Below are 23,392 nucleotides of genomic sequence, written 5' to 3'. Positions count from 1 at the left end.
GTTCGCCGCGCGAACCCGGCCCGCCCGCGGCCGTCCCACTAGTGGATCTCGGCCTTTCCGCCGATCAGCGTGATGTTGCCGAACTGGAAGTCCTGCTGGGTGCCGCCCGGGATGGGACGTTCGTCACCGACCGGGTAGCCGAGCCTGCCGCCCTCCCAGCCCTGGCTGCCCCACGCGTCGAAGATCGGTCCGTTCTTCACCGACCAGGCCCCGCTGAGCGGACTCCAGTAGATGTTGCCGTTCTCGAACACGTTGTAGCGGCCGCCGTCGCGAATCGGACCCTGTTCGCTGGTCTTCGGGAAGCCGAGCCAGCTGTTCTCGTAGCCCAGTTCGCCGTACTTCTTCATGATCAGGCCCTGGACGCCGTTGGCGCCGGTGGTCGGGCTCCAGTAGATGGCTCCGATCTCGAAGCCCTGGACCGCGCCGTCCTTGTTCGGCGTGTTGATCTCGTCACCGACCGGGTAGCCGAGCGGACCGGTCTCCCAGCCCTGCGAGGACCACAGGTCCCGAATGGCGCCGCGGACGGCGTGCGCGCCGGTCTGCGGGGTCCAGTAGATCGAACCGGCCTGGAAGTGGTTGCCGCGACCGCGACCGTCCGGGGTACCGAACTCGCTGGTCGTCGGCAGGCCGAGCGGACCGGACGGACCGCCCATCGCCTGGTACTCGCCACCGATCATGCCGGTCACGACCTGTGCACCGGTGCTGCCGGAGAAGAAGATCCGGCCATTGCGGAAGTCCTGGGCCACTCCACCTGCGACGGGATACTCACCGGTGACGCAACCGCTCAGCCACGGGTTCGCGTTCGCGACGGGCGCGATCGCCCCGCCGACCCCGCAGGCCGGGGCGCTGGCGTCGACGCCGAGGGCGCTCGCCACCTGCGGCCACGCCTGGTGCATCTCGAACTGCCAGTACGGCCACGAGTGGGTGCCGGACGGCCGGTAGTTGACCTGCGCAGGGATGCCCAGCTTGTTCAGCTTGGTGGCGAACGACTGCGACGTCAGCCGGGACAGGATCTCGAGCCCCATGCCGGCGTAGTTCGTGGACACCCCGGGGATGCCCGACGGCTGGTCGTACGGACCGGCCATGCCACTGCCGCTGGAGATGTACAGGCTGGTGCCCTTGAGCTTCTCCGCCTGGATGTACGGGTCGTGCGCGGCCCACAGCGGGTTGGTCGGCAGGCCCCACATCTTGTTGACGTTGTAGCCGCCCGCGTCGTTCATCGCGTACTGCAGCGCCTGCGGCATGCCGAGTGAGGTGGTGCTCAGGTAGCCGGAGAACGAGCCCGCGAACTTGAAGAACCCGGGATTGCGGGCAGTGAGGAACATCGCCGACGTGCCGCCCATCGACAGGCCGATGACGCCGCGGGTCTCGGTGGTGCGCAAGCTGTTCTGCAGCACCGACGGCAGTTCCTTGGTCAGGAACGTCTCGAGTTGGTAGAACTTGCCGTTGTCGGGCTCGAGCCAGTCGGAGTAGAAGCTGGACTGGCCGCCGACCGGCATGACGACGTTGACGTTCTTGTCGGCGTAGAAGCTGGCGGCGTCGGTCTCGATGGTCCAGCCGCTCTCGTCATCGCGGGCACGCAGACCGTCGAGCAGGTACAGCGCGGGGAACGTGGCGTCGGGCTTTGCGTTCCAGTCCCGCGCCAGCAGGATCTGCACCTGGAACGGTGCACCCATCGCCGCGGAGTCCACCCACAGCGCGACGCGGCGGTCGGTGATCCACTGGACCTTCGACACACCCGGGATCGACCGGGACGGCGCCGCCGCGGACCGGGCGGAGATCACCCGCGGCGCGGGCGCAATCGTGGTCGTCGGGGCCACCGTCGTGGTGGTCGTCGTGGGCGCAACCGTCGTGGTGGTCGGGGCGACCGTGGTGGTGGTCGGGGCCACCGCCTTCGAAGTCGTCGTCGGCGCCGCGGTCGTCTTCTCGACCGGCTCCAACGTCTCGGCGGCCGGGGTGACCGCAGGCGTGGTCGTGGTCGCGGTCGGGGTGGTCGTCGACGGTGCCGCGGAGGCGACCGCGGCCGTCGTCAGGCCCGCTGCGGTCGGGAGGACGAGCGCCGCCGCCACGAGCGCCAACGCGCGGCGGCGTCGCTCGTGCGATCCGGTACTTCCCCCGAAACGCACCCCCAACTTTCTCGATGTTGGTCGCATGTGACGGTGACTCTCTTTCTGCTGTCGGCCCGGTCCCGCGGAACCCGGCGGCTGTCGGCCTGCCCCGACTCACCCGTGCCCATGTGACACCTGAACACTCGTGTGCCCATTTGTACACGTTGGGCTGGTGTGAAGCCTGTGACGCGCGGTGGCGTGTGCCGTTTGTTACATGCCCTTCAAATGACGGATGCCGCCCTGCAGCGTCGAGAAGGCGCGCAGGGCGGCATCCGGGTCGTCATCGCCTGGGCGATCCGGTCACCAGGCGTTCAAGGTGTCGAGGATCTGCGTGCGGGCGTTGAAGAGCTCCGCCGACCAGTACGGCCACGAGTGGGTGCCGTTCGACGGGAAGCTGTAGGTCGCCGGGATGCCGAGGGTCGCCATCCGGGCCTGGAAGGCACGGGTGTTGACCAGGGCCAGGGCCTCGAGGCCCATGCCGTTGGCGGTGTTGTAGTAGTCGATCGGCTTGCGCGGGTTGTCGTACTCACCGGGCAGTCCGCTGGCCGACGAGATGTACAGCGACAGGCCCTTGAGCTGCGGGGCGAACACGAACGGGTCGTTGCGCAGCCACGCCTTGCTCCACGGCGGGCCCCACATCGAGTCGACGTTGAAGCGGCCGGCGTCGAGCATCGCGACGCGGATCGCCTCGCGCATGCCGGGCGCCGAGATGTTCAGGTACCCGGACAGCGAGCCTGCGAACTTGAACTGGTCACGGTGGTAGGCCGCCAGCGTCAGGGCCGCGGAGCCGCCCATCGACAGGCCGAGCACGCCGTTGTTGGAGCGCGAGACGCCGCGGGTCTCGAGGTAGGCCGGGAGCTCCTCGGTGAGGAAGGTCTCCCACTTGTAGGTGCTCTTCTGGCCGTTGAAGTTCGACGGCGCGATCCAGTCGCTGTAGAAGGAGGACTGGCCACCGACCGGCATCACCAGGGTGACGTTGTCGCCGGCGTACTGCTGCAGAGCGTTGGTCTCGAAGGTCCACGCGTTGCGGTCGTCACGCGCCCGAAGTCCGTCGAGCAGGTACAGCGCGGCGTCACCACCGCGGGCCGCCCACTGAATCTGCACCTTGATCGGGCCCATGGAGGAGGGAACCATCACCTCTTCGAAGCCACCCGACGGCGCGCGATGCGTGATCGGTGCGGCGCCGGCGACGGCGGTCCCCGCAATACCAGCGGTGACGGGCAGCACGAGCGCTGCGGCCGAAAGGCCGAGGAGGCGTCGCTTGAGGTTCTGGAACCTCGACCTGCCAATACGCATGAATACTGCTCTCTTTCTCTCCTGCGGTGCCCGCCGAAGCGGCCCGGAAGTCTGGCACTTAGGCCACGGCTCTGTCGGTCCCGCGCACGCGGAACCGACAGTGGAACTGATCAAGGTCACACTGCGCTCGCTGGACTGTATGCGAACGCGTGTGGCCTGACAACCGGTGCCTCGGCCCCCGATCTTCTGTCTGATCCGAGGCTCGGTACCGAGGCGAACACGTCAGTAACATCGCTGACCGTCGCCCAGCGTTACACAAACGTGATGTAGCCACCATGTGAGCTGTCCTACCGCTCCGGCGGCATGGTCAGCCCGCACCGCTGGATCTCGTAGGCGGGAACCCGGTCGATGCGGTACCCGGCGTAGTGGAACGCCCGTTTGAAGTTTCGGATGAAAAGCGGCCGGTTCAGCTCGCCCCGCGACGACGCCAGCAACTCCTGGGTGTCCGGACAGGTGAGCGCCACCTGGGCCTGTGCCACCCAGTTCTCGTCGAGGTACCAGGGCAGCCACGGGTGGACGTCCACCATGCCGGTGTCGGCGACCACCCAGTCCGGATAGAGGGCCTTGTCGTGCCCGATCCGGCCGTCCCCGAGGCGCTCGGTGTGCGCGGCCAGCGGGTACGCCAGACCCATCTGGTCGATGACCTTCACGTCCAGCCCGACGTTCATGCTCGTCATGCCGAGGTTGAGGAAGAACACCGTGTGACCGGCCCCTCCCTCGGGGATCGGCGCCGGCGGCGGGACGAGATCCCAGTAGGTGTAGTAGGCGGCAGGCAGCAGCAGTCCGCCGTCGGGGGTGTTGTTGATCGTCTCGACCATCGCCCGCATCCGCGGGTAGTCGAGGTAGTCCTCGGCCCGGATCGGGTGAGCGTGCCCGGTGTTGAGGACATAGAAGTTGCGTTCGTCGACGATGCCCGACTTTCCGACGACCGTGCCGTTCGGCATGCCCTGCGCGGTCGAGGCAACGACCGCCCACACCACCGTCGCGAGCCAGGCCAGCGAACCCGCCGCGAACAGTGCGGTGGCCGGGGTGCGGCCCCACTGGTCGCGCCGCGGCACCCGCACCGGCAGCACGGCGATCGGCAGGATGAGACAGAACAGCACCGGCAGCAGCACCCGGCCGTGCATGAAGTCGCCACCGACCCGCACCGAGTAGATGCCGAGCAGCAGGCCCGTCCCGACGAAAAGCAGCACCACCGCCGACGGTGTGTGCAGGCGGGCGAGACCGGTCGCGCCGACCCGGTCGCCGGGCAGACCGAGCCCGAAACGCCGGTACGCAAGCCACCCGAGGTAGCCGCCGACGATCGCCAGCGGCAACCACAGCCAGTACGGCCCGACGAGGTTCCACAGGTAGGTCAGGCCCTGCGCCCACTTGGCGCCGCCCGCGTCCTTGGACACCGCGGTGTTCGGATAGGGCAGGCCGTAGTAGCCCATCCGCCAGATCTGGTACCCGACCGGGACCGCGCCGGCGACCACGACGATCGACGCGCGCATCCGCCAGGTACCGGGCGTCAGGAACAGCATCAGCAGCACCAGGGCGGCCAGGACGACCATCTCGGGTCGGACCAGCGGCCCGAGCCCGGCGATGAACGCGAGCACCAGCACCCGGCCGGGGGACGGGTCGCGCTGGGACCACTGCACCATCAGCAGCCACAGCACCGCGATCCAGCAGATGACCAGGCAGCTCTCCAGACCGGAGGTCGCGAAGTCGCGGGCCGGAGGCACCGCGATGTAGGCGAGCGCCCCGGCGGGCAGCAGCAGCGTCCCGGCGGTGCTCGCCGGGCCCCGCCCCCGCCACAGCGCGGCGGTCCCGACCATCGCCAGCACCACTGCCGCGACCGAGAGCACCAGCGCCAGCGTCAGCACGACGTATTCGAGCCGGATGTGGGTGAGCCAGCCGAACGCGTAGATCAGATACGTCCACAGGGTGCTGGTGTTCGCCTCGACCCGTTCACCCGCGTTGAACACCGGCCCGTTGCCCGCAAGGAGGTTGCGCACGGTGCGCAGCACGATCAGCCCGTCGTCGGCGATCCAGCGGCGCTGCCACGCACCCCAGAAGAACAGGGCACCGGTGATCACGACCCCGCCGAGATAGACGAGCCGCGCCACCGGCGCCGAGACGGTCTCCGACTCGTCGTGGGCGGGTGGCGCGTGCTCCTCGGCGCGGCCGATGTCAGGCGATGTAGACAGCGACACCCACCACTCCGATCCACGCGAGCGCGAGGAACTGCAGTACCCGGTCGTGCAGCGCGATCTCCTCCGGCTCACCGGCCTCGCCGCCGTCGATGTCGACGGCGTACCGCAGGATCGCGACGGTGAACGGGATCATCGAGATGGCGAACCAGTTCGACCCGGTGGCCTGGTCGCGCTCGAAGGCCCACAGCCCGTAGCAGATCACCACCGCGGTCGCGGCGAGCGTCCAGACGAACCGCAGGTAGGTGGCGGTGTAGTACTCGAGGGACTTGCGGATCTTCGCGCCGGTGCGTTCGGCGAGCTGCAGTTCGGCGTATCGCTTGCCCGCGGCCATGAACAGCGAGCCGAACGCCATGATCAGCAGGAACCACTGCGACAGCGGGATCTCGGCGGCCACGCCACCTGCGATCGCGCGGATCAGGAAGCCCGAGGACACGATGCAGATGTCGAGCACGGCCTGGTGCTTGAGCCCGAAGCAGTAGGCCAGCTGGATGACGATGTAGACCGCCATGACCAGCGCCAGCTGCCAGTTGGCGACGAACGACAGCAGGATCGAGCCGGCCAGCAGGACGACCGCCATGCCGTAGGCCATGTTGACGGGCAGCACCCCGGCCGCGATGGGCCGGAACCGCTTGGTGGGGTGCTGGCGGTCGGCCTCGACGTCCATCGCGTCGTTGACGAGGTAGATGCCCGATGCGGCCATGCAGAACACCACGAACGCCAGCGCGACCGGCAGCAGGACGTCGGCCTCGGTGACCGAGCCCGCGGCCAGTGGTGCGGCGAGGACCAGAACGTTCTTCACCCACTGGCGCGGGCGGACCGCCTTGACGATTCCCGCGGCCAGCGACTTCGGGGCGGCAGTGACCTCGGTCGGGTGCTCGCTCATCTCTCTCCAAACTTCCGCTCGGCGCGCAGCAGCGCTGCGGCCGAGGCTGCTCCCAGGGCGGACCCGGCAAGCACGTCGGTCGGGTAGTGCACGCCCAGCACGAGCCGCGACAGCAGCATCGGGGGCACGAGCACCGCGGGCAAGGGTAGCCCGGTCAGCCGACCGAGCAGCACGGCGGCGGCGGTCGTCGAGGTGGCGTGGGAGGACGGGAAGCTCAGCTTGCTCGGCGTCGATACGTTGACCTGCACGGACGGGTCGTTCGGCCGGGGCCGGCGGACCACCCGCTTGATCACGATGGACGCGGCGTGTGCGCCAACCGCACCGACGGCGACCCCCGCCCACTGCCGGCGGCGGGGCCGGTCGAGCGCGGCACCGACACCGGCGACCGCGACCCAGCCGAGGGCGTGCTCACCGAAGTGGGACATCCCGCGCGCGGCCTTGATCACGGCGGGGTTCGCGCCGATCGTGGACTGCACCTGGTTGAGGACCTTGACCTCAGATGCCGAAGACACGCTCCCACCTCTCCTTACTGGTCAGCGACGGCACCGCCGCGGCGTACTCGCGCTTGAGATCGGGGAACCGGCGGGCCAGTTCGCGACGCAGTCGCATGGCCTCCTTGAGCAGCCCCCACGCCTGCCGGGGGTCACGCTTGCGGTAGACGACGCCGCGCCCGTCCGCGGTGGTGACGGTGACGCCGTCGACCTGCGAGAGCAGGAACCAGCGGGCGTCGAGCGTCGGCACGTTCAGCTGTGGGCGCTCGTGGTGCTCGTCGTTCGCGGGAGTCGCATTGTGCACCAGCCCCTTCCCGAGCCGAACCAGCTTGGCGAGCGGGTTGCCGGGCTCACCGACGGCGCCGACGCCGGCACCGGACGGCAGCGGCAGATCCGTCGACGACGGCAGCACCACGGCGTCCGGGTACTCCCGGCGCATCGCGTGGACCTCGCCGAGGGCGGTGGGCAGCAGGTCGAAGATGTGCTCCGGACCGCCGAGGAAGTCGCGGATCGCCTGGTTCTGGATCGCGACGGTGGAGTACTCGAGGCACAGCAGGTGCTTGAGCGTCGCCTTGACCGTGTTCACGACCAGACCGCGGCCGTTGCCGGGCATGTGCAGGGAGGCGACCACGAGCCGGTTGCGCAGGTGGAAGTACGCCTGCCAGTCGATCGCGTCGTCCTTGTCGGACCAGGCCATGTGCCAGATCGCGGCGCCGGGCATGGTCACCGTCGGATAGCCGGCGGCGCGGGCCCGCAAGCCGTACTCGGCGTCGTCCCACTTGATGAACAGCGGCAGCGGCTGGCCGATCTCCTCCGCGACGACGCGCGGGATCATGCACATCCACCAGCCGTTGAAGTCGACGTCGATGCGCCGGTGCAGCAGCTTCGAGTTCTCCCGGTCACTGAGCGGGTACTTGGAGAAGTCGTGGTCGTACTCGACGTTCGGGGCGGCGGACCACATGAAGATCGAGCGGTCGACGACCTCGCCCATCGTGTGCAGGTGACTGCGTTCCTGCAGGTTGAGCATCTGCCCGCCGACGAGCATCGGGGACTTCGCGAACCGGGACATCGCCAGCGCCCGCAGGATCGAGTCGGGCTCGATCTCGATGTCGTCGTCCATGAACAGGATGTGTTCGCAGTCGGTGGTCTTCAGCGCCTCGTACATGACGCGGCTGTAGCCGCCGGAACCGCCGAGGTTGGCCTGGTCGTGGATCGCGAGGCGGTCGCCCAGGACGGCGGCGGCCTCGGTGAACCCGGGCTCGTCGCGGACCTTGCGGGTGCCCTGGTCCGGGATGATGACGGCGTCGATCACACCGAGCACCAGCGGGTCCGAACCGAGCGCGGTGAGCGCCTTGACGCAGTCGGTGGGCCGGTTGAAGGTCGGGATGCCGACGGCGACGCGGCCGGCGCCGGGCGCCTCGATCGGGGCGTACCAGCCGGCGGCGACGAGCTCGACCTCGGTGTCGGTGGTGATGTCGAACCAGATCCAGCCGCCGTCCTCGAACGGCGCGAGCTCCACCTCGAACTCCACGGTCGCCGACTGCGCGTCACCGCGGAACTCCTTGCCTTGCACGTGGATACGCGAGGAATCTGCCTTGGAGCGGTAGACGTCGACGCGGCCGTGCCCGGACAGTTCCAGTCGCAGCACCACCGACGTCAGCACGCTCCACCGGCGCCAGTAGCTGGCCGGGAACGCGTTGAAGTAACTGCACATCGACACCTCGGACTCGGCGCCCAGTGCCAGTGCGGTGCGCGAGAGCGAGTGCGCCCGCCCGGCATTGGTCGGCGACTCCTCCAGGTAGAGGGTGCGCACGTCGAGCGGCTCCCCGGCACGCGGGAGGATCACCCGCTGCAGCAGCGCCTTGCCGAGCAGGCCGTGGTCGTCGAACAGGGTGTCCTGTTCGACCAGGTTCTTCGAGCTCATTCGCCGGTCCCGCCCGCGAGCGGCGCGCCCGACTCGAGGTGCGGGCGCAGCGTGTTGTCGAACATGCTCAGCGCGCTCGCGATGGCCATGTGCATGTCCAGGTACTGGTAGGTGCCGAGGCGGCCGCCGAACAGCACCTTCGAGTTCTCGGTCTCCGCCTTCGCCCGCAGCCGGTACGCCTCGAGCTTGGACCGGTCCTCGGGGGTGTTGATCGGGTAGTACGGCTCGTCGGTGGACTCGGCGAACCGGGAGAACTCGCGCATGATGACCGTCTTGTCGGCCGGGTAGGTGGTGCGCTCCGGGTGGAAGTGCCGGAACTCGTGGATGCGGGTGTACGGGACGTCCGCGTCGTTGTAGTTCATCACCGGGGTGCCCTGGAAGTCGCCGGTCGGCAACACCTCGGTCTCGAAGTCGAGGGTGCGCCAGCCCAGCTCGCCGTCCGCGTAGTCGAAGTACCGGTCCAGCGGGCCGGTGTAGACGACCGGGGCGTCGGGGCTCGCGGCGCGCAGCTCGTCACGGACGTCGAACCAGTCCGTGTTCAGGCGCACCTCGATGTTCGAGTCCTTCGCCATGTTCTCCAGCCACGCGGTGTAGCCGTCGACGGGCAGGCCCTCGTAGGTGTCGTTGAAGTACCGGTTGTCGAAGGTGTACCGCACCGGCAGCCGCGTGATGTTGCCCGCGGGCAGGTTCTTCGGATCGGTCTGCCACTGCTTGGCGGTGTAGTCCCGGACGAACGCCTCGTACAGGGGGCGGCCGATCAGCGAGATCGCCTTCTCCTCGAGGTTGTTCGCGTCCTTCGTGTCGATCTCGGCGGACTGTTCGGCAATCAGCGCGCGCGCCTCGTCCGGGGTGAAGTACTTCCCGAAGAACTGCGACACCAGGCCCAGGCCCATCGGGAACTGGTATGCCTGCCCCTTGTGCATCGCGAAGACGCGGTGCTGGTAGCCGGTGAAGTCGGTGAACTGGTTGACGTAGTCCCAGACCCGCTTGTTCGAGGTGTGGAACAGGTGCGCCCCGTACTGGTGGACCTCGATACCCGTCTCCGGCTCGGCCTCCGAGTAGGCGTTGCCGCCGATGTGGTGCCGACGATCGAGGACGAGCACACGCTTGCCGAGCTGTGTCGCCGCCCGTTCGGCGATGGTGAGTCCGAAGAATCCGGACCCGACGATGATCAGGTCGTATTGGCCGGGGGTCGCGGAGCCTGGGGATACGGAGGTCACGGGCAACCAGGGTATCGGACCCGGCGGCGGCGCCGCCTGTGTGTGCGGCGGCGGCGCCGCACGTGCGTGCGGCCGCGGCGCCGCCCGTGCGTGCCTCTGGTGGCCGGGACCACCAGAAACGCACCGGGCGCAGGGCGTCACGCGCCGTCGGCACGGCGATCCGCCTACTGCATGTATGCGTGAAGGGCATTTCGGACGAATTCGGCACCGGCGCGGCCGCCGTAGTTGGCGGCGAACCGCTCGTCCTCGACATACATGTCCGCGAGGCCGAGGACGTACTCGCGGACCGGGGCACCGCCGTACCCGGGCGTGCCGGGCACCGCGGCCAGCCATTCGACGTGCCTGCGGGCCAGGTCCTGCGCCTGCGGGCCGTCGGGGGCGACGCCCGACGCGGCGGCCGCCGTCCAGTCCGCGCCGAGGCGTTCGGCGAGGGCCTTCCAGTCGCCGCGCTCCCCTGGAGACATCGACGTCCACCAGCGGTCGCTGTCGGCGTAGGCCTGCCGGCCCCACCGCTGCTCGACCTCCTCCTTGTACTGCGTGTGGTCGAAGCCGTCGAACATCTCGTTCGCCATCAGTGGTTCTCCGTTCCGTGTCTTGCGCAGGGTGGTGCGCACCGAATCGATCTGGCGGCCGAGTCGCTCGCGTTCGCGTTCGAGCAGTTCCAGGTGGGTGCGCAGGGCGGCGGCGGTGTCCCGCTGCCCGGCGAGGACCTCCCCGATCGCGTCCAGCCCGAGCCCGAGTTCCCGGAGCAGCAGGATCCGTTGCAGCCGGACCAGGGCGTCCTGGTCGTAGTAGCGGTACCCGTTGGCACCGATGCGGCTCGGCGTCAGCAGTCCGCGGTCGCCGTAATGCCGCAGGGTGCGGCTGGTGGTGCCGGCCGCCTTGGCCAGCTCCTGGATCGACCATTCGTTCATGTCGACAAGCGTGCAGGTTGACGCTGCGTCAATGTCAAGGCGGCTGCGTCACCCGCGCGGCCGCAGGGCCGCATAGCGTGGCCGCCGTGACCTTCGACCTCGACGCGTACCTGTCCCGGATCGGCTACGACGGCGCCCGGACGCCCACTCGCCCGACGCTCGACGCGATCGCGGCCCACCACACCCGCACGATCCCGTTCGAGAACCTCGACCCGTTCCTCGGCACCCCGAACCGGTTGGACCTGGCGTCGTTGCAGGCCAAGCTCGTCGACGGTGGCCGCGGCGGCTACTGCTTCGAGCACGGCCTGCTACTGCGGGCGGCGCTGCTCGATCTCGGTTTCACGGTCACTGCGCTCGCCGCGCGGGTGCTGTGGGGGTCGGACATCGACGCGATCACCGGCCGCACCCACATGCTCCTGCTCGTGGATCTGGGTGACGAGCGGCGGGTGATCGACACCGGGTTCGGCGGCATGACCCTGACCGGGACGCTCTGTCTCGAGCAGGACACCGTGCAGCCGACGCCACTGGAGCCGTTCCGGCTGGTCGACCTGGACGGCGACTGGGCGATGCAGGCACGCGTCGAAGACGAGTGGCGCACCACCTACCGGTTCGACCTGCACCCCCAGCACCCGATCGACTACGAGCCGACCAACTGGTACCTGTCGACGTGGCCGCAGTCCCGGTTCGTCACCGGGCTGATGGCAGCCCGCGCCACCCCCGACCGCCGGTTCGCGCTCGCGGGCCGTCGGCTGACGGTCCATCACGCGGACGGCGCGACGGAGCGGCGAGTGATCGCCGACGCCGGGGAGTTCCGCGAGGTCCTCGAGCGGGACCTGCTGATCGACACGTCCAGGCTGTCGGGGCTGGACGCCGCGTTCGACCGACTGCCGTAGGCCAGCCTTACATTGCTGGCCGGATTCGGTTGAGGCCGATAGCGTTTCCGGTATGAGCGCCTCAGTGCACACACCGAACGACGGCGACCCCTCCGATCCGAGCCACCCGTCCGAACCGCACGGCCAGGGCCTGAACGCGAAGCTGAACTGGCTGCGGGCGGGCGTGCTCGGCGCGAACGACGGCATCGTCTCGACAGCGGGTCTCGTGGTCGGCGTCGCGGCCGCGACCGTGGACCGCGGCGCGATCTTCACGGCAGGCATGGCCGGCCTGGCCGCGGGTGCGGTGTCGATGGCACTCGGCGAGTACGTGTCGGTGAGCACCCAGCGTGACACCGAACGGGCGCTGCTCGCGAAGGAGCGCGCCGAGCTGCGTGAGGTTCCCGACGCCGAACTGCAGGAGCTGACGGTCCTGTACGAGGCGAAGGGCCTGTCCCCCGCCACCGCGCGGACGGTCGCCGAGGAGCTGACCGCGCACGACGCGTTCGCCGCGCACGCGGACGCCGAGCTGGGCATCGACCCGGACGAGCTGACCAATCCGTGGCAGGCGGCGGGTTCGTCGGCGGTGTCGTTCACGATCGGTGCGCTGCTGCCGCTGATCGCCATCCTCGCGACCCCGGCGACCGTGCGCATTCCGGTCACGTTCGCGGCGGTCCTGGTCGCCCTGGCGCTGACCGGAAGCCTCAGCGCCCGGCTCGGCGGAGCGCGGCGCGGACGGGCGGTGCTGCGGGTGGTGATCGGCGGCGCCCTCGCGATGATCGTGACCTACGCCATCGGTCAGGCGTTCGGCACGTTCGCCTGACGCGGCACGAGCGCCGGCACCACGAACTGTTCGACCATCGCCCGTTCGTCCTCGGCGTCGAGGCCGGGAACGGTGAGCAGCGAGACGATCACCCGCACCACCCAGCGCGCCTGCCGAGGCAGCTCGCCGACACCGCCGCGTGCGGCGTCGGCGAGGAACGTCACCCCGAGCACCTCGATCACCTCGGAGGTGCTCGCCAGCTCCGAGGCGATACCGGCATCCCCGACCGCGAACCACACTGCGAGCGTGGGTGTTTCGCGAACCCTCCGGACCGCGGCGAGGATCGCCTCGGTGATTCGCTGCGCGGGGTCGACGATCGACGCGACGTCGGCGACGACCCGCTCACCGACCCGCCGGGCCTCCCGGTGCACGAATGCCCGGTGCAGGGCCTGCCGGCCGTCGAAGTAGCGGTACAGCGTGGCCCGGGAGCAGCCCGCCGCCTTGGCGATCTCCCCCATCCCGGTGGTCGCGACCCCGCGCTGCACGAACAGGTCCGCGGCCGCGTCGAGGATCTTCTCGGCGGCGGCCTCGGACCTCTCGTCCCGCAACCAGGTCACGAGCGCACCCGGAACGGCACGTGCATCGGGCGGCGGACGTAATTGCCCGGGGCGTAGACGATTCCGTCGACGTCGACCTCGAAGTCGGGGCACCGGGCGAGGAGTTCCTCGAGCGCGACGCGGGCCTGCATCCGGGCGGCCGCGGCGCCGAGGCAGTGGTGCCCACCGTGGCTGAAGGTCATGATCTGCCGCGGCGCACGCAGCACGTTCAGTTCCTCCGCGTCGTCCCCGTACATCCGCTGGTCGCGGTTCGCGGAACCGTAGACCAGCAAGGTCTTTCGTCCGGCCGGGATGGTGACGCCGTGCAGGTCGACGTCGCGGGTGGTGGTACGGGCGAGCCCCTGCACCGGCGAGGTCAGCCGCAGCAGTTCATCGACGGCGTCCGGGATTCGGGACGGGTCCTCGAGCAGCAGCGCCCGCTGGTCGCGGTGCAGGGTGAGCAGCGCCGACGAGCCGCCGAGCATGCCGGTGGTGGTGTCGTTGCCGCCGGTGACCATGGTGAACGCGAAGCCCAGGATCGACAGCAGCCCGGACATGTCGCCGTCGGCGCCCATCCCGGCGGACACCAGGTGCGAGATGGTGTCGTCGCCGAGGTCCCCTGCGGCTGCGTCCGCGTGCCTGCGGGCGATCAACTCCCCGAAGTACGCCATCAGCTCGCCGACCGCGTTGGCCGCTTCGAGCGGATCGCCGGTGGCATTGGCCGCGACGATCGCCTCGGTCCAGCCGTCGAACCGGCCCCGGTCCGCCTCCGGCACACCGAGATAGTGCGCGACCACCATGCTCGGCAGCGGCTTGAACAGTTCGGTGACGATGTCGCCCTCACCGGCCGCACGCAATCCCTCGAGGCGCTCGACGACGAACTCGCGCACCGCCGGCTCGACCGCCTCGACCTGCCGCGGCGTGAAGCCGCGGGCGACGAGTTTGCGGAAGTCGGTGTGCTGCGGCGGATCCTGCATCACCAGCGGTGGATTGTCGCGCAGGCCGATCTTGTCGAGCTCGCCGTAGCTGGTGGTCAGGCCGTCCGCCGACGAGAAGGTCTCGTGGTCGCGGGCCGCGGCGAACACGTCGGCGTGCCGGGTGAGCACCCAGTAGTCGTCGTGCGGCGCCGACGCGGGCACCACGTGGTGCACCGGGTCGTGGTCGCGCAGCGCCGCGTACATGCCGAACGGGTCGCGCCAGGTCTCCCCCGAGGGCGGTACGTACGCCGCCTTGCCGGACATAGTCGTCGTCATGTGTCGAGAGTGAGACACATTTAAGGATGTGTCAAGCCCGCACAGGGGGATTGTGCAGCCCGAGTCACATCGGTAGCCTCTGCGAGCATTATGTGAGACGAATGGGTCTCACATTGAGACGTGGGGGTAACGGTGGCGCAAACGCGGTGGAGACGGTTCGGTCGGGTGTGTGCGGTGGTGGCGGCGGCCGGTCTCGCCGTCGCTCTCAGCACCGGGGCGGCGGTCGCCGAGCCCGCGTGGCCACCGATCCCCGGACTCCCGGTCCCGCCGGAGCTCGACCCCGGCTTCTACGCGCCGCCGCGGGCCGCGTACGAGGCTCTCGCCCCGGGCGAGGTCATCGCGGTTCGACCGGTGACCGTCGCGAACCTCAGTGTTGTTCCGGTCAACGTCGACGCCTGGCAGCTGTCGTACCGCTCGACCGACACCCGGGGTGAGCCGGTCGCCGCCGTCACCACCGTGCTGAAACCGCGCGGCCCGGCGCGGGACGGTGGAAGGCTGGTGTCCTTCCAGATGGCCGAGGACTCGACCGCCCAATACTGCGCACCGTCGTATGCGCTGCAACTGGGTTCGGTACCGGCCCCGATCACCGGGTCTGCCGTGATCCCGGCGGAGTTCCTCTCCGCCCAAGCCGCGCTCGCGCAGGGCTGGACCGTGGCAGTGCCCGACTACCAGGGACCCAACTCGGCCTACGCCGCGGGCCCGCTCGGCGCCCGCCTGACCCTCGACGGTGTCCGGGCCGCGCAGCGGTTCGCCCCGCTCGAGCTCCCCGGTAACGACACCCGGGTCGGGCTGTGGGGCTACTCGGGTGGTGCGATCGCCACCGGCCACGCCGCCGAGCTTCACCCGAGCTACGCCCCCGAGTTGAACGTCGTCGGGGTCGCCATGGGTGGTGTCCCCGCCGACCTGTCGGCCCTGCTGAACAACGCCGACAACGCGGCGCCGGCCGGCCTGATCCTCGGTGCGGTGCTCGGCCTGGGCCGGGAGTACCCCGACTTCCAGCAGTTCCTCGACGAGCGGATGAACCCCCTCGGCCGTGCGTTGACCGCCGCCAAGAATCCGCTGTGCGTGGCGTACCACGCCGCGCTGGTTCCGTTCGCGAACAACAAGGGCATGCTCGACGTTCCCGGCGACCCGCTCGACGAGCCGGTGGTGCGCTCGGTCATCGACCGCACCCGGATGGGCGGATCGGTTCCGACCGCGCCGATGTACGTCTACCAGTCCAATCCCGACTGGATCGTCCCGGTGGGTCAGGTGAACACCCTCGTCGACGACTACTGCCGGGACCCGGCCGCGCGCGTGCAGTACACGCGCGACCACTTCAGCGAGCACCTCTCGCTGGAGGCGACCGCCGCGCCGAGCGCACTGCTGTGGATGCGCGACCGCCTCGCCGGGGCGCCGGTGGAGCCGGGCTGCCGGACCACCGACGTCGGGTCCATGGCCCTCGACCGGGCCGCGTGGCCGAACTTCACCGCCGCGGTCGGCGAGGTCGTCGCCGGGCTGTTCGGAAAGCCCGTCGGCGCCGATTCCCCGAGCAGGCCGGTCGGAGCAGGGGGCTGACGGTCACCGGTCCCGGTGGCGTTCGCCGACGAGCGCCACCAGGATCGTGCTCAGCACGCCGACGAGGTCCGTGACCGGCGGCCGCGGCTCGGTGATGCTCCACTGGTGCACCAGGCCGTTGACCGCGCCGATGAACGCGGTTGCCGACATCTCGTAGCCGCCGGGCGGACTGACCTCGGAACCGACGAGCGCGCCGATCAGCGTCTCGAACATCGCCGCCCACGCCCGCCGTTGGGCCAGCCGGTGCCGCTCGACCTGCTCGCTGACTCCCACCACTTCGACGAACGCGATCTTGGCCCGGCGGGCGTCGGTCCCGATGGTGGTCACGTACGCGGTCATCACCGTCGACGCGGCCTGCCACAGATCCGTCGACTCGACGGACTCGTACGCGGCCGCGATCGCGGCGCCCGCCTCCGCCTGGATCTGGTCGTACAGCGCGACCAGGACGTCCTCGCGACCGGAGAACTCCTCGTAGAACTGCCGCCGGGACAGCCCTGCCTCGGCGCAGACGTCGCTGATCGTGCTGTGCGCGTAGGACTTTTCGGCGAACACCGTCATTGCCGCGTCGAGGAACCGGGCCCGCCGCTCGGCGCGGCGCTCGGTGAGCGACCGGCCGGCATAGTTCCGACTCGAGTCCGCGGCATGCACCAGGCGAGCCTAGACCGTCTCAGGCGGAACGTTCACCCGACCAGCGTGCGGTAGACCGCCGTCTCGAAGTCGAGGTACCCGCCGAAGGACACCGCGTCGGCGAACGGCAGGATCTGTGTCCCCCAGATCCCGGCCACACCGTTCGTCCGATCGATCCAGTAGTACAGATTGGCCAGCCCGGCCCAACCGAGTGCGCCCGCGGGACGCCCGGTGGGCGCCTGCTCGTCGTTGACCATGAATGTGTAGGACCACGACTTCGACTGCCCCGGAAAGAATTCCGCGGGATTGGTGTACTCCGGCTCGACCGCGCGGAACGCGGTGATCTTCCGGCCGCCCAGACCGTCCAGGACCGCTGCCTGCACCGTCTCCGGCCGGAGCACCCGGCCGCCGGGCCCGTCGCCGTCGTTGAGCCACATGCGCAGGAACTTCGCGTAGTCGCCCACCGTCGAGTACAGGCCGTGCCCGCCCATGTGCTGCTCCGGATCCTGTGGGAGCACCATGTCGTCGAGCGGCTCGAGTGCGCCGTCCGAGCCTCGCTGGTGGATCGAGGCACGCCGTCCGGTCATCGCCGCGGTCATGGTGAATGCGGTGTCGTGCATTCCGAGTGGGGCGAAGATCCGCTCGGCCATCACCTCACCGAGCCGCTTGCCGCGTACCGCCTCGACCACCCTGCCCGCCCAGTCGATGTTGGTTCCGTAGCTCCAGCCGTCGCCCGGATCGAACAGCAGCGGGGTCTGCAGCGCGGCCCGAGTCGCGGCGATCGGACTGACCAGGCCGTGTTCGGCGGCCAGCCGGTGATAGGTCTCATCGAAGAACGAGTAGCCGAATCCGGCGGTGTGCAGCAACAGCATTCGGGTGGTGATCGGGCGCTTCGGCGCCCTCAGGACGGGCTGTCCCTCGTGGTCGAAGCCGTCGATCACCTCGACCGCGCCGAGCTCAGGCACGTACGTGGACGCGGGGGCGTCGAGATCGACGAGCCCCTCCTCGACGCACTGGAGCACACTGGTGCCCGCCACCGCCTTCGTGGTCGAGAACATCGCGAGCACCGTGTCCGCCGTCATCGGGGTACCGGTGGATAATGACTGCACTCCGGCCGCGGAGGTGAACCGCGTCGACTCCCGATCGGTGACCGCGGCAACGACTCCCGGTACACGGCCGGTGATGTCGCCACTGGTGACCGCGTCCAGGAGGGGCGGCAGGGCGGCGTCGAGCGAATCGCACGTGAGCATGTCTGTCCCTTCGTCGGAACGTCCTTGTCCGGACGTGACCGTGATGTCCGGCTCACGCTAGAACCGCTGTGCCCGCGGTCACGTCTGCGATCGGCAGCGCCCGTCTGCGAGCGGCGGAATCCTCTCCGCCCGGCGCACCCCGGCTCAGTGCGCTCGGCGCAGGGTGTCCGACGGGTTCTCGCCGAACCGGTGCCGATAGGCGGCTGCGAACACGCCCATGTTCACGTAGCCCCACGCGCCGGCCGCCGACACCACTGTCGCCGGCGGATCGGCGAGCAGTGCCCGGCGCACCCCGTCGAGGCGGCGGTCTCGGAGCATCTCCCGCGGTGTGGTGCCGAGATACTCGCGAAATCCGCCGGACAGAGTGCGCACGCCGACGCCCGCCGCGCGCGCGACGTCGGCCACCGTCGGAAGCGATTGCGCGTTCGCGTCGATGTACGCCGCGGCACGCCGCACGTAGCCGGGGCCGCACCGCGCGGAATCCGCGGCGAGTGAGACTCCTGCGCCGCGGGTCCAGTCGGTGACGAGTTGGGTCACGATCAGTTCCTGCAGGTTCTTCGCCAACGGGCCGGTCGGCACCGGACTCGGCGCGGACGCGAGTGTCGCCACCATGTACCGCATGAGCGAGGGCCACGGACTTGTCGGGCCGCCGATCTCGCACTTGTGGGTCCACAACCGATCGTCGGCCGGCCGGCCCGACCAGCGGACCACGAAGTCGGCGACCAGATCGTGCGGAATGGTGAGGTTCAGTTGCAGGTGGTCGTCGTCGGCCTCGAGCCGGTACCGGGTGCGACTGCAGTCCGCGACGAACGACTGTCCCGCACCGATTTCCACCGAGTTGCGTCGGTCCACCCAGTGCCGTGTGCCTCCACGCAACGTGGTCAGGACGAGGATGCGCCCAGCCTCGGGCGCGAAGTTCCCGAGATCCACGGGGACGCCGTAGCTGAAGTGAGTGAGGGTGATGTCCCCCACCTGCGCCGAGTACATCAGCGAAGCGGGCGTCGCCCGCCCGGTCGGCCGGACCGTGAAGGGCATGTACGCGGCGTCGGTGAAATGGCGGATCTCGTCCCAGTCGCCGATGGGCGCCACGGCACGTTCCGCCGCGGTGCGGGGGTCGAGTCCCGACAGCATGCCCCCGAGGCTAGCGGGACCGACCGCGCAGGGAAACCCTCGGCCGTACTGGCTCTCGCCGGCACGCGTGTCAGCCGGCGCTACCGGTGCCGGGCAGTTCCGAGAGCACCACACTGGCGTCGATGACCTGCGCGCCGAGGGTCTGGGTCCACACGATGGCGCCGCCCTCGAACATCCGGAAGCGTCCGCTCTCATCCGGCATGGACATTTCAGGTCCGATCGGCTTGCCCAGAGGTCCTGCCGCACCGCCGATTTCGGCGTACTTCTTCTCGATCTCGGTGGGTGCGACCGGCGCGTCCTGCGGCGCGGGCTCGGCCTGCAACTCCGGGCCGGGGGCGGGGCTCGGTCCGGCACCGGGGACCAGTCCCTCCGTGACGGTGAACCAGTCGGACTTGATGCCGAGCCTGGTCCGCGCGTCCTTGCCGGACACCCGAGCGGTGCCACCCGACCCGACGACCTCCAGTTCGGTGACCCGGCCGCCGTCGGCGCCGAGGTTGTTGCGGCCGACCACTGCGATCGAGTGCAGGTCGCCGACACCGAACGCCTTGCCGATCTCACCGGCGGTCAGGGTCTGCGTCCAGTCGTGGGTGGGCGAGAGGGCGTCGCCGATGTCCTCGACCGAGGCGAACTCACCACCGGCGGTGTATCCACCTGTGGAGGAGGAGAATTCGGCCGACACCGGCTGGCCGTTCTTCGTGACGACCTTGCCCGCGGTGGTCCGGACGGCCTCGGTGGTGCGGGGGTCCTCCTTGCTCGACCCGCCGTACACCTGGCAGTCCTGGGTGTCGCAGGTCTCCGCGTAGGGGTACCGGTGTTCGGCGGCGGCGTAGGACCGGGCGGCAATCGCCTGCGCGCGCAGTGCCTCCTTGCCGCCGGTGTCGGCCCACTCGGCCTTCGACTCGACGGGCACGACGCCGAGCAGATAGTCCTCGAGGTCCACGTGGTTGAGGACCCGACCCTCGGCACCGTCGAGCGCGACGCCGAGCGATCCGCGGAAGGCTTCTCCGCCACACAGTTTCAGATGCTCGTTCGGGGGACGGTCGGTGCCGAGGTCGATCGGATCGACCCACGGGTGGTCGGTGGCCGCCTGCCACACCACGGCGCCGTCGCAGCCTTGGGTGACGACGACCGCTGCGCCGCCGCCCGGGGTCGCGGTCAGGTGCACCGCCTGGCCGGGCTCCACGTTCTGTCCGGCCACCCGCGCGCCTGCGTCGGAGAACGCGCTGAGCACCCGGCCGTCGAGACCGACCAGCCGGACACCGATCCGCGTGTCCGTGACGTCGCCGAGTTCGGTGCCGCCGTAGTAGTGGCCGACGATACGTTCGGCGGACCAGCCCTCGTTCCTGGCGTAGCCGTAGGCGCCCCACTGCCCCATCCCGCGCCCGTGGCCGTGGCCGTGGCCGGACAGGGTGAACGGGGTGTCGGCCGCGACCGCCGGGGTCACCTCGGGGTCGCCGGAGCCGACCGTGACGACGCCGATCGCGCCGGCCGCGACGAGCGCCGGTACGGCCCCGAGGGCGAGTGCCCGCCGCAACGGGGACATGCTGCCCCCTCGGTTTCGTCCTCGCAGGGTCACTGTGCGACGGAGCTTCGCCATCTTCTGCTCTCCTCGTCGGCGGCGTCATCACCCGGTCGCGGAACCGTGAAGTGGTCGTCGGCCGGGCTCGAGCAAAGTCTCAATCTAAAGTTGAGGCTTAGGTAATCTGTGGCTAGTGTTGCAAGAGTGCTCGGCATTGGCAACATCTGTCACATTGGTAACACCAGCAACATCAGACAGTCGGACGTAACGTCTTGACGGCCGGCGCAGACCGCACACGCCAGTAGCAACCGAGGGAGCCGTTTTGCCGCACCGTCGACCGAAGTCGTCGATCGTCCTGGGGACGGTCGCCGCCGTGGCCATCGCAGCCCCGTTCGCGGTTTGGGGCGTGACCAGCACTTCCGGGATCCGTTCGACCGCCGACTCCTCTCCGGTCGCGATCCCAACCCAGATCGCCGAGATCGGCCTCGCCCAGATCCCCGACGTCGTCATCCCGATCAAGGAACTGACCGGGCTCGACCTGCCCGATCTGCGCCTGTCGGATCTGAAGAAGCTGCCGCTGCCGACCGAGATCGCCATCCCGCAGGGCCTGCCCCTGCCCGAGGGGATCACCCTCCCGGAGACCATCAAGATTCCGACCGAGCTGCTGCCGTCGGCGCCCGCGGACGTCGCCGAGCCGGTCACCCCGGCACCGCCGGCGGCCGTCCCCGAGCAGGATCTCGGGACCGCGGTCAAGGAGATCGTCCGCGACACCCCGTTCAGCATGATCGCGTTGACGTCCGAGCTGGGAACGACGGCGGCGAAGGTGCGCGCGAAGCTGGCCGACGGCTCGTGGGGGCCGTGGTTCGCGACCGAGCAGCTCGACACCGGCAAGACCGACCAGGCGCCGGCGGGCAAGACCGGCACCGAGCCCGTGTACGTCGGCAACACCACCGCCGTGCAGGTGCTGGTGACGAAGGCCGCCCAGGCCGTCGCCGCGCTGCCGACCGGCTCCGCCGACCAGACGCTGCCCAACGTGCTGACCCCCACGGACCCGACGAAGGATCCGGTCGCGTTCGCGCCCGCCGCCGTCAGCACACCCCTGCGTGGCCAGGACCCGGCCCAGCAGCTCGCCGACGCCGTCACCGCGGTACTGATCGCGCCCGGTTCCGGGAACGTCGACGCCTCGCTGTCCGACATCGCGACCCCGCTCGGAGGTAACGGGCCGAGCGTGATCACCCGCGCCCAGTGGGGCGCCGACGAGTCGCTGCGCTGCGAGGAACCGACCTACGACGACATGCTCGGCGGCGCAACCGTGCACCACACCGCGGGCAGCAACGACTACACCCGCGCCGAGTCCGCGGAGATCGTCCGGTCGATCTACGCGTACCACGCGCAGACGCTGGGCTGGTGCGACGTCGGCTACAACGTGCTGGTCGACAGGTACGGACAGATCTTCGAGGGCCGGGCCGGCGGCCTGGACCGCAACGTGCAGGGCGCGCACGCCGGCGGGTTCAACGAGAACACCTTCGGCATCGCGATGATGGGCGACTTCTCGACCACCGCCCCGCCACAGGCCACGATCGACTCCGTCGGCCGGTTCCTCGGCTGGCGGCTGGCGAAGGCAGGCCTCGACCCGCAGGGTCACACCACGATGTGGTCCGAGGGCACCGAGTTCACGCCGGTCCCGCAGGGTCAGGCGATCGACCTGCCGGTGATCTTCGCGCACCGCGACGTCGGCAACACCAGCTGCCCGGGCGACGCGGCCTACTCGAAGATGGACCAGATCCGCGCCATCGCGAAGGCCAACCCGGACGGCGGCTCCGCCGGCTCCGGCATCCTCGCGGCGGCACCGGCCAAGCCGGCGACCGACGCGGCGGCCACGGCACCCGTTCCCGCCACCACGAACGAGACCGGCACCGGCGGCGGGCTGCTCGACACCGGCTCGGTGGGGGCGCTGGTCACCGAGATCCTCAAGCTCACCGACCAGTCCCCGATCGCGCAGAAGTGGATCGCCGAGGGCGGCGACACCGGCAGGCTCGGTGCGGCCCTGACCGGCGAATTGCCCGCGAAGGCGGGGAACCTGCTGGTCAAGTTCGCGAACGGCGTGATCTCGACGTCACCGAACGGTGGCGTGTGGACCGTGCTCGGCAAGATCTACGAGACCTGGCAGCAGAGCGGGCTGGACGCCGGATCGCTCGGCCTGCCGATCAGCGACGAGTACTCGGTGCCGGACGGCAAGCGCGCCGACTTCGAGCAGGGCTCGCTGATCTTCAACGAGGTCACCGGGGTCGTGACGACAGTGCTCAAGGCGTACAACGAGACGTACGCGCAGGCTCTGACGGAGAATGCGCCCGCCGATGTCGCCGCGCCGGTCGCGGAGGCACCGGTCCCGGCACCCGCACCGGCCGAAGCGCTGGTCCCGGCGCCCGCACCGGCAGGCTGACGCAGGCCCAGTACCGGAATGAAGGTGCCCCTCGACCGCACGAGGGGCACCTTCATCCGTTTCACCGCCGGTGCAGCCCGAGCCGCAGCGCGGCGGGCTTGAGGGTGAACTCCTCGGCCACCTCGAGTTCGTAGCCGGGCACCGGCTCGAGGTCGTAGCGGTGCAGGATCAACGCCAGTGCGAGCACCGATTCGTGCAGGGCCAGCTGGCGTCCGATGCATGCCCGCGCGCCGGTGCCGAACGGCTTGTAGATGCCTGCCGGGCGGGTCCGCGGCCGCTCGGGCAGAAACCGGTCCGGATCGAAGGACTCGGGGTCCCCGCCCCCCGATCAACCGACGGCCGGAAGCCGTCCC

19 protein-coding genes and 1 pseudogene are annotated in these 23,392 nt (G+C 69.9%); 5 read left to right on the top strand and 15 right to left on the bottom strand.

Annotated elements, in window-relative coordinates; translation table 11 throughout:
• Positions 1-38 precede the first annotated feature (38 nt).
• Positions 39-1,802, bottom strand: coding sequence for an alpha/beta hydrolase-fold protein (locus ACWDU4_RS04480; protein ID WP_450112653.1), 1,764 nt, complete (start codon positions 1,800-1,802; stop codon positions 39-41).
• Between ACWDU4_RS04480 and ACWDU4_RS04475 the strand changes: the two genes are divergently transcribed.
• Positions 1,714-2,157, top strand: a complete 444-nt coding sequence (locus tag ACWDU4_RS04475; protein WP_450112654.1) for a hypothetical protein — start codon at positions 1,714-1,716, stop codon at positions 2,155-2,157. The two genes, ACWDU4_RS04480 and ACWDU4_RS04475, sit on opposite strands and share 89 nt — an antisense overlap.
• Positions 2,158-2,408: 251 nt before the next feature.
• Here ACWDU4_RS04475 and ACWDU4_RS04470 read toward each other — a convergent pair whose 3' ends face one another.
• The 7 genes from ACWDU4_RS04470 to ACWDU4_RS04440 all read right to left on the bottom strand — a co-directional run bounded on the left by ACWDU4_RS04470 (position 2,409) and on the right by ACWDU4_RS04440 (position 11,031).
• Positions 2,409-3,404: an alpha/beta hydrolase gene (locus ACWDU4_RS04470; RefSeq protein WP_450112646.1), complete on the bottom strand. Its 996-nt coding sequence runs from the start codon at positions 3,402-3,404 to the stop codon at positions 2,409-2,411.
• A gap of 287 nt (positions 3,405-3,691) precedes the next feature.
• Complete coding sequence (zomB, locus tag ACWDU4_RS04465; RefSeq protein WP_450112645.1) at positions 3,692-5,599, bottom strand: flagellar motor control protein ZomB; 1,908 nt, start codon at positions 5,597-5,599, stop codon at positions 3,692-3,694.
• Positions 5,577-6,482, bottom strand: a complete 906-nt coding sequence (locus tag ACWDU4_RS04460) for a decaprenyl-phosphate phosphoribosyltransferase (protein WP_450112644.1) — start codon at positions 6,480-6,482, stop codon at positions 5,577-5,579. The genes zomB and ACWDU4_RS04460 overlap by 23 nt, the downstream gene beginning before the upstream one ends.
• Positions 6,479-6,994: a phosphatase PAP2 family protein gene (locus ACWDU4_RS04455; RefSeq protein WP_450112643.1), complete on the bottom strand. Its 516-nt coding sequence runs from the start codon at positions 6,992-6,994 to the stop codon at positions 6,479-6,481. The genes ACWDU4_RS04460 and ACWDU4_RS04455 overlap by 4 nt, the downstream gene beginning before the upstream one ends.
• Complete coding sequence (locus tag ACWDU4_RS04450; protein WP_450112642.1) at positions 6,978-8,897, bottom strand: glycosyltransferase; 1,920 nt, start codon at positions 8,895-8,897, stop codon at positions 6,978-6,980. Before ACWDU4_RS04450 ends, ACWDU4_RS04455 begins: the two co-directional genes overlap by 17 nt.
• The gene (glf, locus tag ACWDU4_RS04445) at positions 8,894-10,117 is read right to left on the bottom strand and encodes a UDP-galactopyranose mutase (RefSeq protein WP_450112641.1); all 1,224 of its coding nucleotides are present in this window, start codon (positions 10,115-10,117) and stop codon (positions 8,894-8,896) included. The genes ACWDU4_RS04450 and glf overlap by 4 nt, the downstream gene beginning before the upstream one ends.
• 164 nt (positions 10,118-10,281) lie before the next feature.
• Entirely contained in the window at positions 10,282-11,031 is a 750-nt protein-coding gene (locus tag ACWDU4_RS04440; protein WP_450112640.1) for a TipAS antibiotic-recognition domain-containing protein, read from the bottom strand.
• Between the two features lie 86 nt (positions 11,032-11,117).
• On the opposite strand from ACWDU4_RS04440, the gene ACWDU4_RS04435 reads away from it, so the two are divergent.
• On the top strand, positions 11,118-11,924 hold the full coding sequence (locus ACWDU4_RS04435) for an arylamine N-acetyltransferase family protein (protein ID WP_450112639.1): 807 nt from the start codon (positions 11,118-11,120) through the stop codon (positions 11,922-11,924).
• 52 nt (positions 11,925-11,976) lie between these two features.
• Positions 11,977-12,723 carry a VIT1/CCC1 transporter family protein gene (locus ACWDU4_RS04430; protein ID WP_450112638.1) on the top strand — a complete coding sequence of 249 codons (747 nt, stop codon included), beginning with the start codon at positions 11,977-11,979 and terminating at the stop codon, positions 12,721-12,723.
• Here ACWDU4_RS04430 and ACWDU4_RS04425 read toward each other — a convergent pair.
• Positions 12,699-13,280 carry a TetR/AcrR family transcriptional regulator gene (locus tag ACWDU4_RS04425; protein ID WP_450112637.1) on the bottom strand — a complete coding sequence of 194 codons (582 nt, stop codon included), beginning with the start codon at positions 13,278-13,280 and terminating at the stop codon, positions 12,699-12,701. The genes ACWDU4_RS04430 and ACWDU4_RS04425 overlap by 25 nt on opposite strands.
• Positions 13,277-14,512 carry a cytochrome P450 gene (locus ACWDU4_RS04420; protein ID WP_450112636.1) on the bottom strand — a complete coding sequence of 412 codons (1,236 nt, stop codon included), beginning with the start codon at positions 14,510-14,512 and terminating at the stop codon, positions 13,277-13,279. The genes ACWDU4_RS04425 and ACWDU4_RS04420 overlap by 4 nt, the downstream gene beginning before the upstream one ends.
• Before the next feature lie 165 nt (positions 14,513-14,677).
• On the opposite strand from ACWDU4_RS04420, the gene ACWDU4_RS04415 reads away from it, so the two are divergent.
• A complete protein-coding gene (locus ACWDU4_RS04415) occupies positions 14,678-16,069 on the top strand; it encodes a lipase family protein (protein WP_450112635.1) in 1,392 nt (463 codons plus the stop codon).
• Positions 16,070-16,072: 3 nt separating this feature from the next.
• On the opposite strand, the gene ACWDU4_RS04410 is transcribed toward ACWDU4_RS04415, so the two are convergent.
• The 4 genes from ACWDU4_RS04410 to ACWDU4_RS04395 all read right to left on the bottom strand — a co-directional run bounded on the left by ACWDU4_RS04410 (position 16,073) and on the right by ACWDU4_RS04395 (position 20,674).
• The gene (locus ACWDU4_RS04410; protein WP_450112634.1) at positions 16,073-16,717 is read right to left on the bottom strand and encodes a TetR/AcrR family transcriptional regulator; all 645 of its coding nucleotides are present in this window, start codon (positions 16,715-16,717) and stop codon (positions 16,073-16,075) included.
• A gap of 32 nt (positions 16,718-16,749) precedes the next feature.
• Positions 16,750-17,946 (bottom strand): serine hydrolase domain-containing protein, encoded by a 1,197-nt coding sequence (locus ACWDU4_RS04405; protein WP_450112633.1) that lies wholly within the window; start codon positions 17,944-17,946, stop codon positions 16,750-16,752.
• 144 nt (positions 17,947-18,090) lie between these two features.
• Positions 18,091-19,077: an AraC family transcriptional regulator gene (locus tag ACWDU4_RS04400; RefSeq protein WP_450112632.1), complete on the bottom strand. Its 987-nt coding sequence runs from the start codon at positions 19,075-19,077 to the stop codon at positions 18,091-18,093.
• Positions 19,078-19,147: 70 nt separating this feature from the next.
• On the bottom strand, positions 19,148-20,674 hold the full coding sequence (locus ACWDU4_RS04395; RefSeq protein ID WP_450112631.1) for a SpoIID/LytB domain-containing protein: 1,527 nt from the start codon (positions 20,672-20,674) through the stop codon (positions 19,148-19,150).
• A gap of 244 nt (positions 20,675-20,918) precedes the next feature.
• On the opposite strand from ACWDU4_RS04395, the gene ACWDU4_RS04390 reads away from it, so the two are divergent.
• Entirely contained in the window at positions 20,919-23,039 is a 2,121-nt protein-coding gene (locus ACWDU4_RS04390; RefSeq protein ID WP_450112630.1) for an N-acetylmuramoyl-L-alanine amidase, read from the top strand.
• Positions 23,040-23,100: 61 nt separating this feature from the next.
• Here ACWDU4_RS04390 and ACWDU4_RS04385 read toward each other — a convergent pair.
• A pseudogene (locus tag ACWDU4_RS04385) lies at positions 23,101-23,361 on the bottom strand (cytochrome P450); the annotation flags it as partial.
• Between the last annotated feature and the right edge of the window lie 31 nt (positions 23,362-23,392).

The organism is Rhodococcus sp. NPDC003348, assembly GCF_053589375.1.
Note: the sequence above shows the minus strand (reverse complement) of the source record. Positions and strands in the feature narration are given on the sequence as shown.

Bases quoted from the DNA above. Each gene is read 5' to 3' on its own strand.
- ACWDU4_RS04470 (WP_450112646.1), bottom strand. From the start codon at position 3,404: ATGCGTATTGGCAGGTCGAGGTTCCAGAACCTCAAGCGACGCCTCCTC.
- ACWDU4_RS04460 (WP_450112644.1), bottom strand. From the start codon at position 6,482: ATGAGCGAGCACCCGACCGAGGTCACTGCCGCCCCGAAGTCGCTGGCC.
- ACWDU4_RS04450 (WP_450112642.1), bottom strand. From the start codon at position 8,897: ATGAGCTCGAAGAACCTGGTCGAACAGGACACCCTGTTCGACGACCAC.
- ACWDU4_RS04440 (WP_450112640.1), bottom strand. From the start codon at position 11,031: ATGAACGAATGGTCGATCCAGGAGCTGGCCAAGGCGGCCGGCACCACC.
- ACWDU4_RS04430 (WP_450112638.1), top strand. From the start codon at position 11,977: ATGAGCGCCTCAGTGCACACACCGAACGACGGCGACCCCTCCGATCCG.
- ACWDU4_RS04420 (WP_450112636.1), bottom strand. From the start codon at position 14,512: ATGACGACGACTATGTCCGGCAAGGCGGCGTACGTACCGCCCTCGGGG.
- ACWDU4_RS04405 (WP_450112633.1), bottom strand. From the start codon at position 17,946: ATGCTCACGTGCGATTCGCTCGACGCCGCCCTGCCGCCCCTCCTGGAC.
- ACWDU4_RS04400 (WP_450112632.1), bottom strand. From the start codon at position 19,077: ATGCTGTCGGGACTCGACCCCCGCACCGCGGCGGAACGTGCCGTGGCG.
- ACWDU4_RS04395 (WP_450112631.1), bottom strand. From the start codon at position 20,674: ATGGCGAAGCTCCGTCGCACAGTGACCCTGCGAGGACGAAACCGAGGG.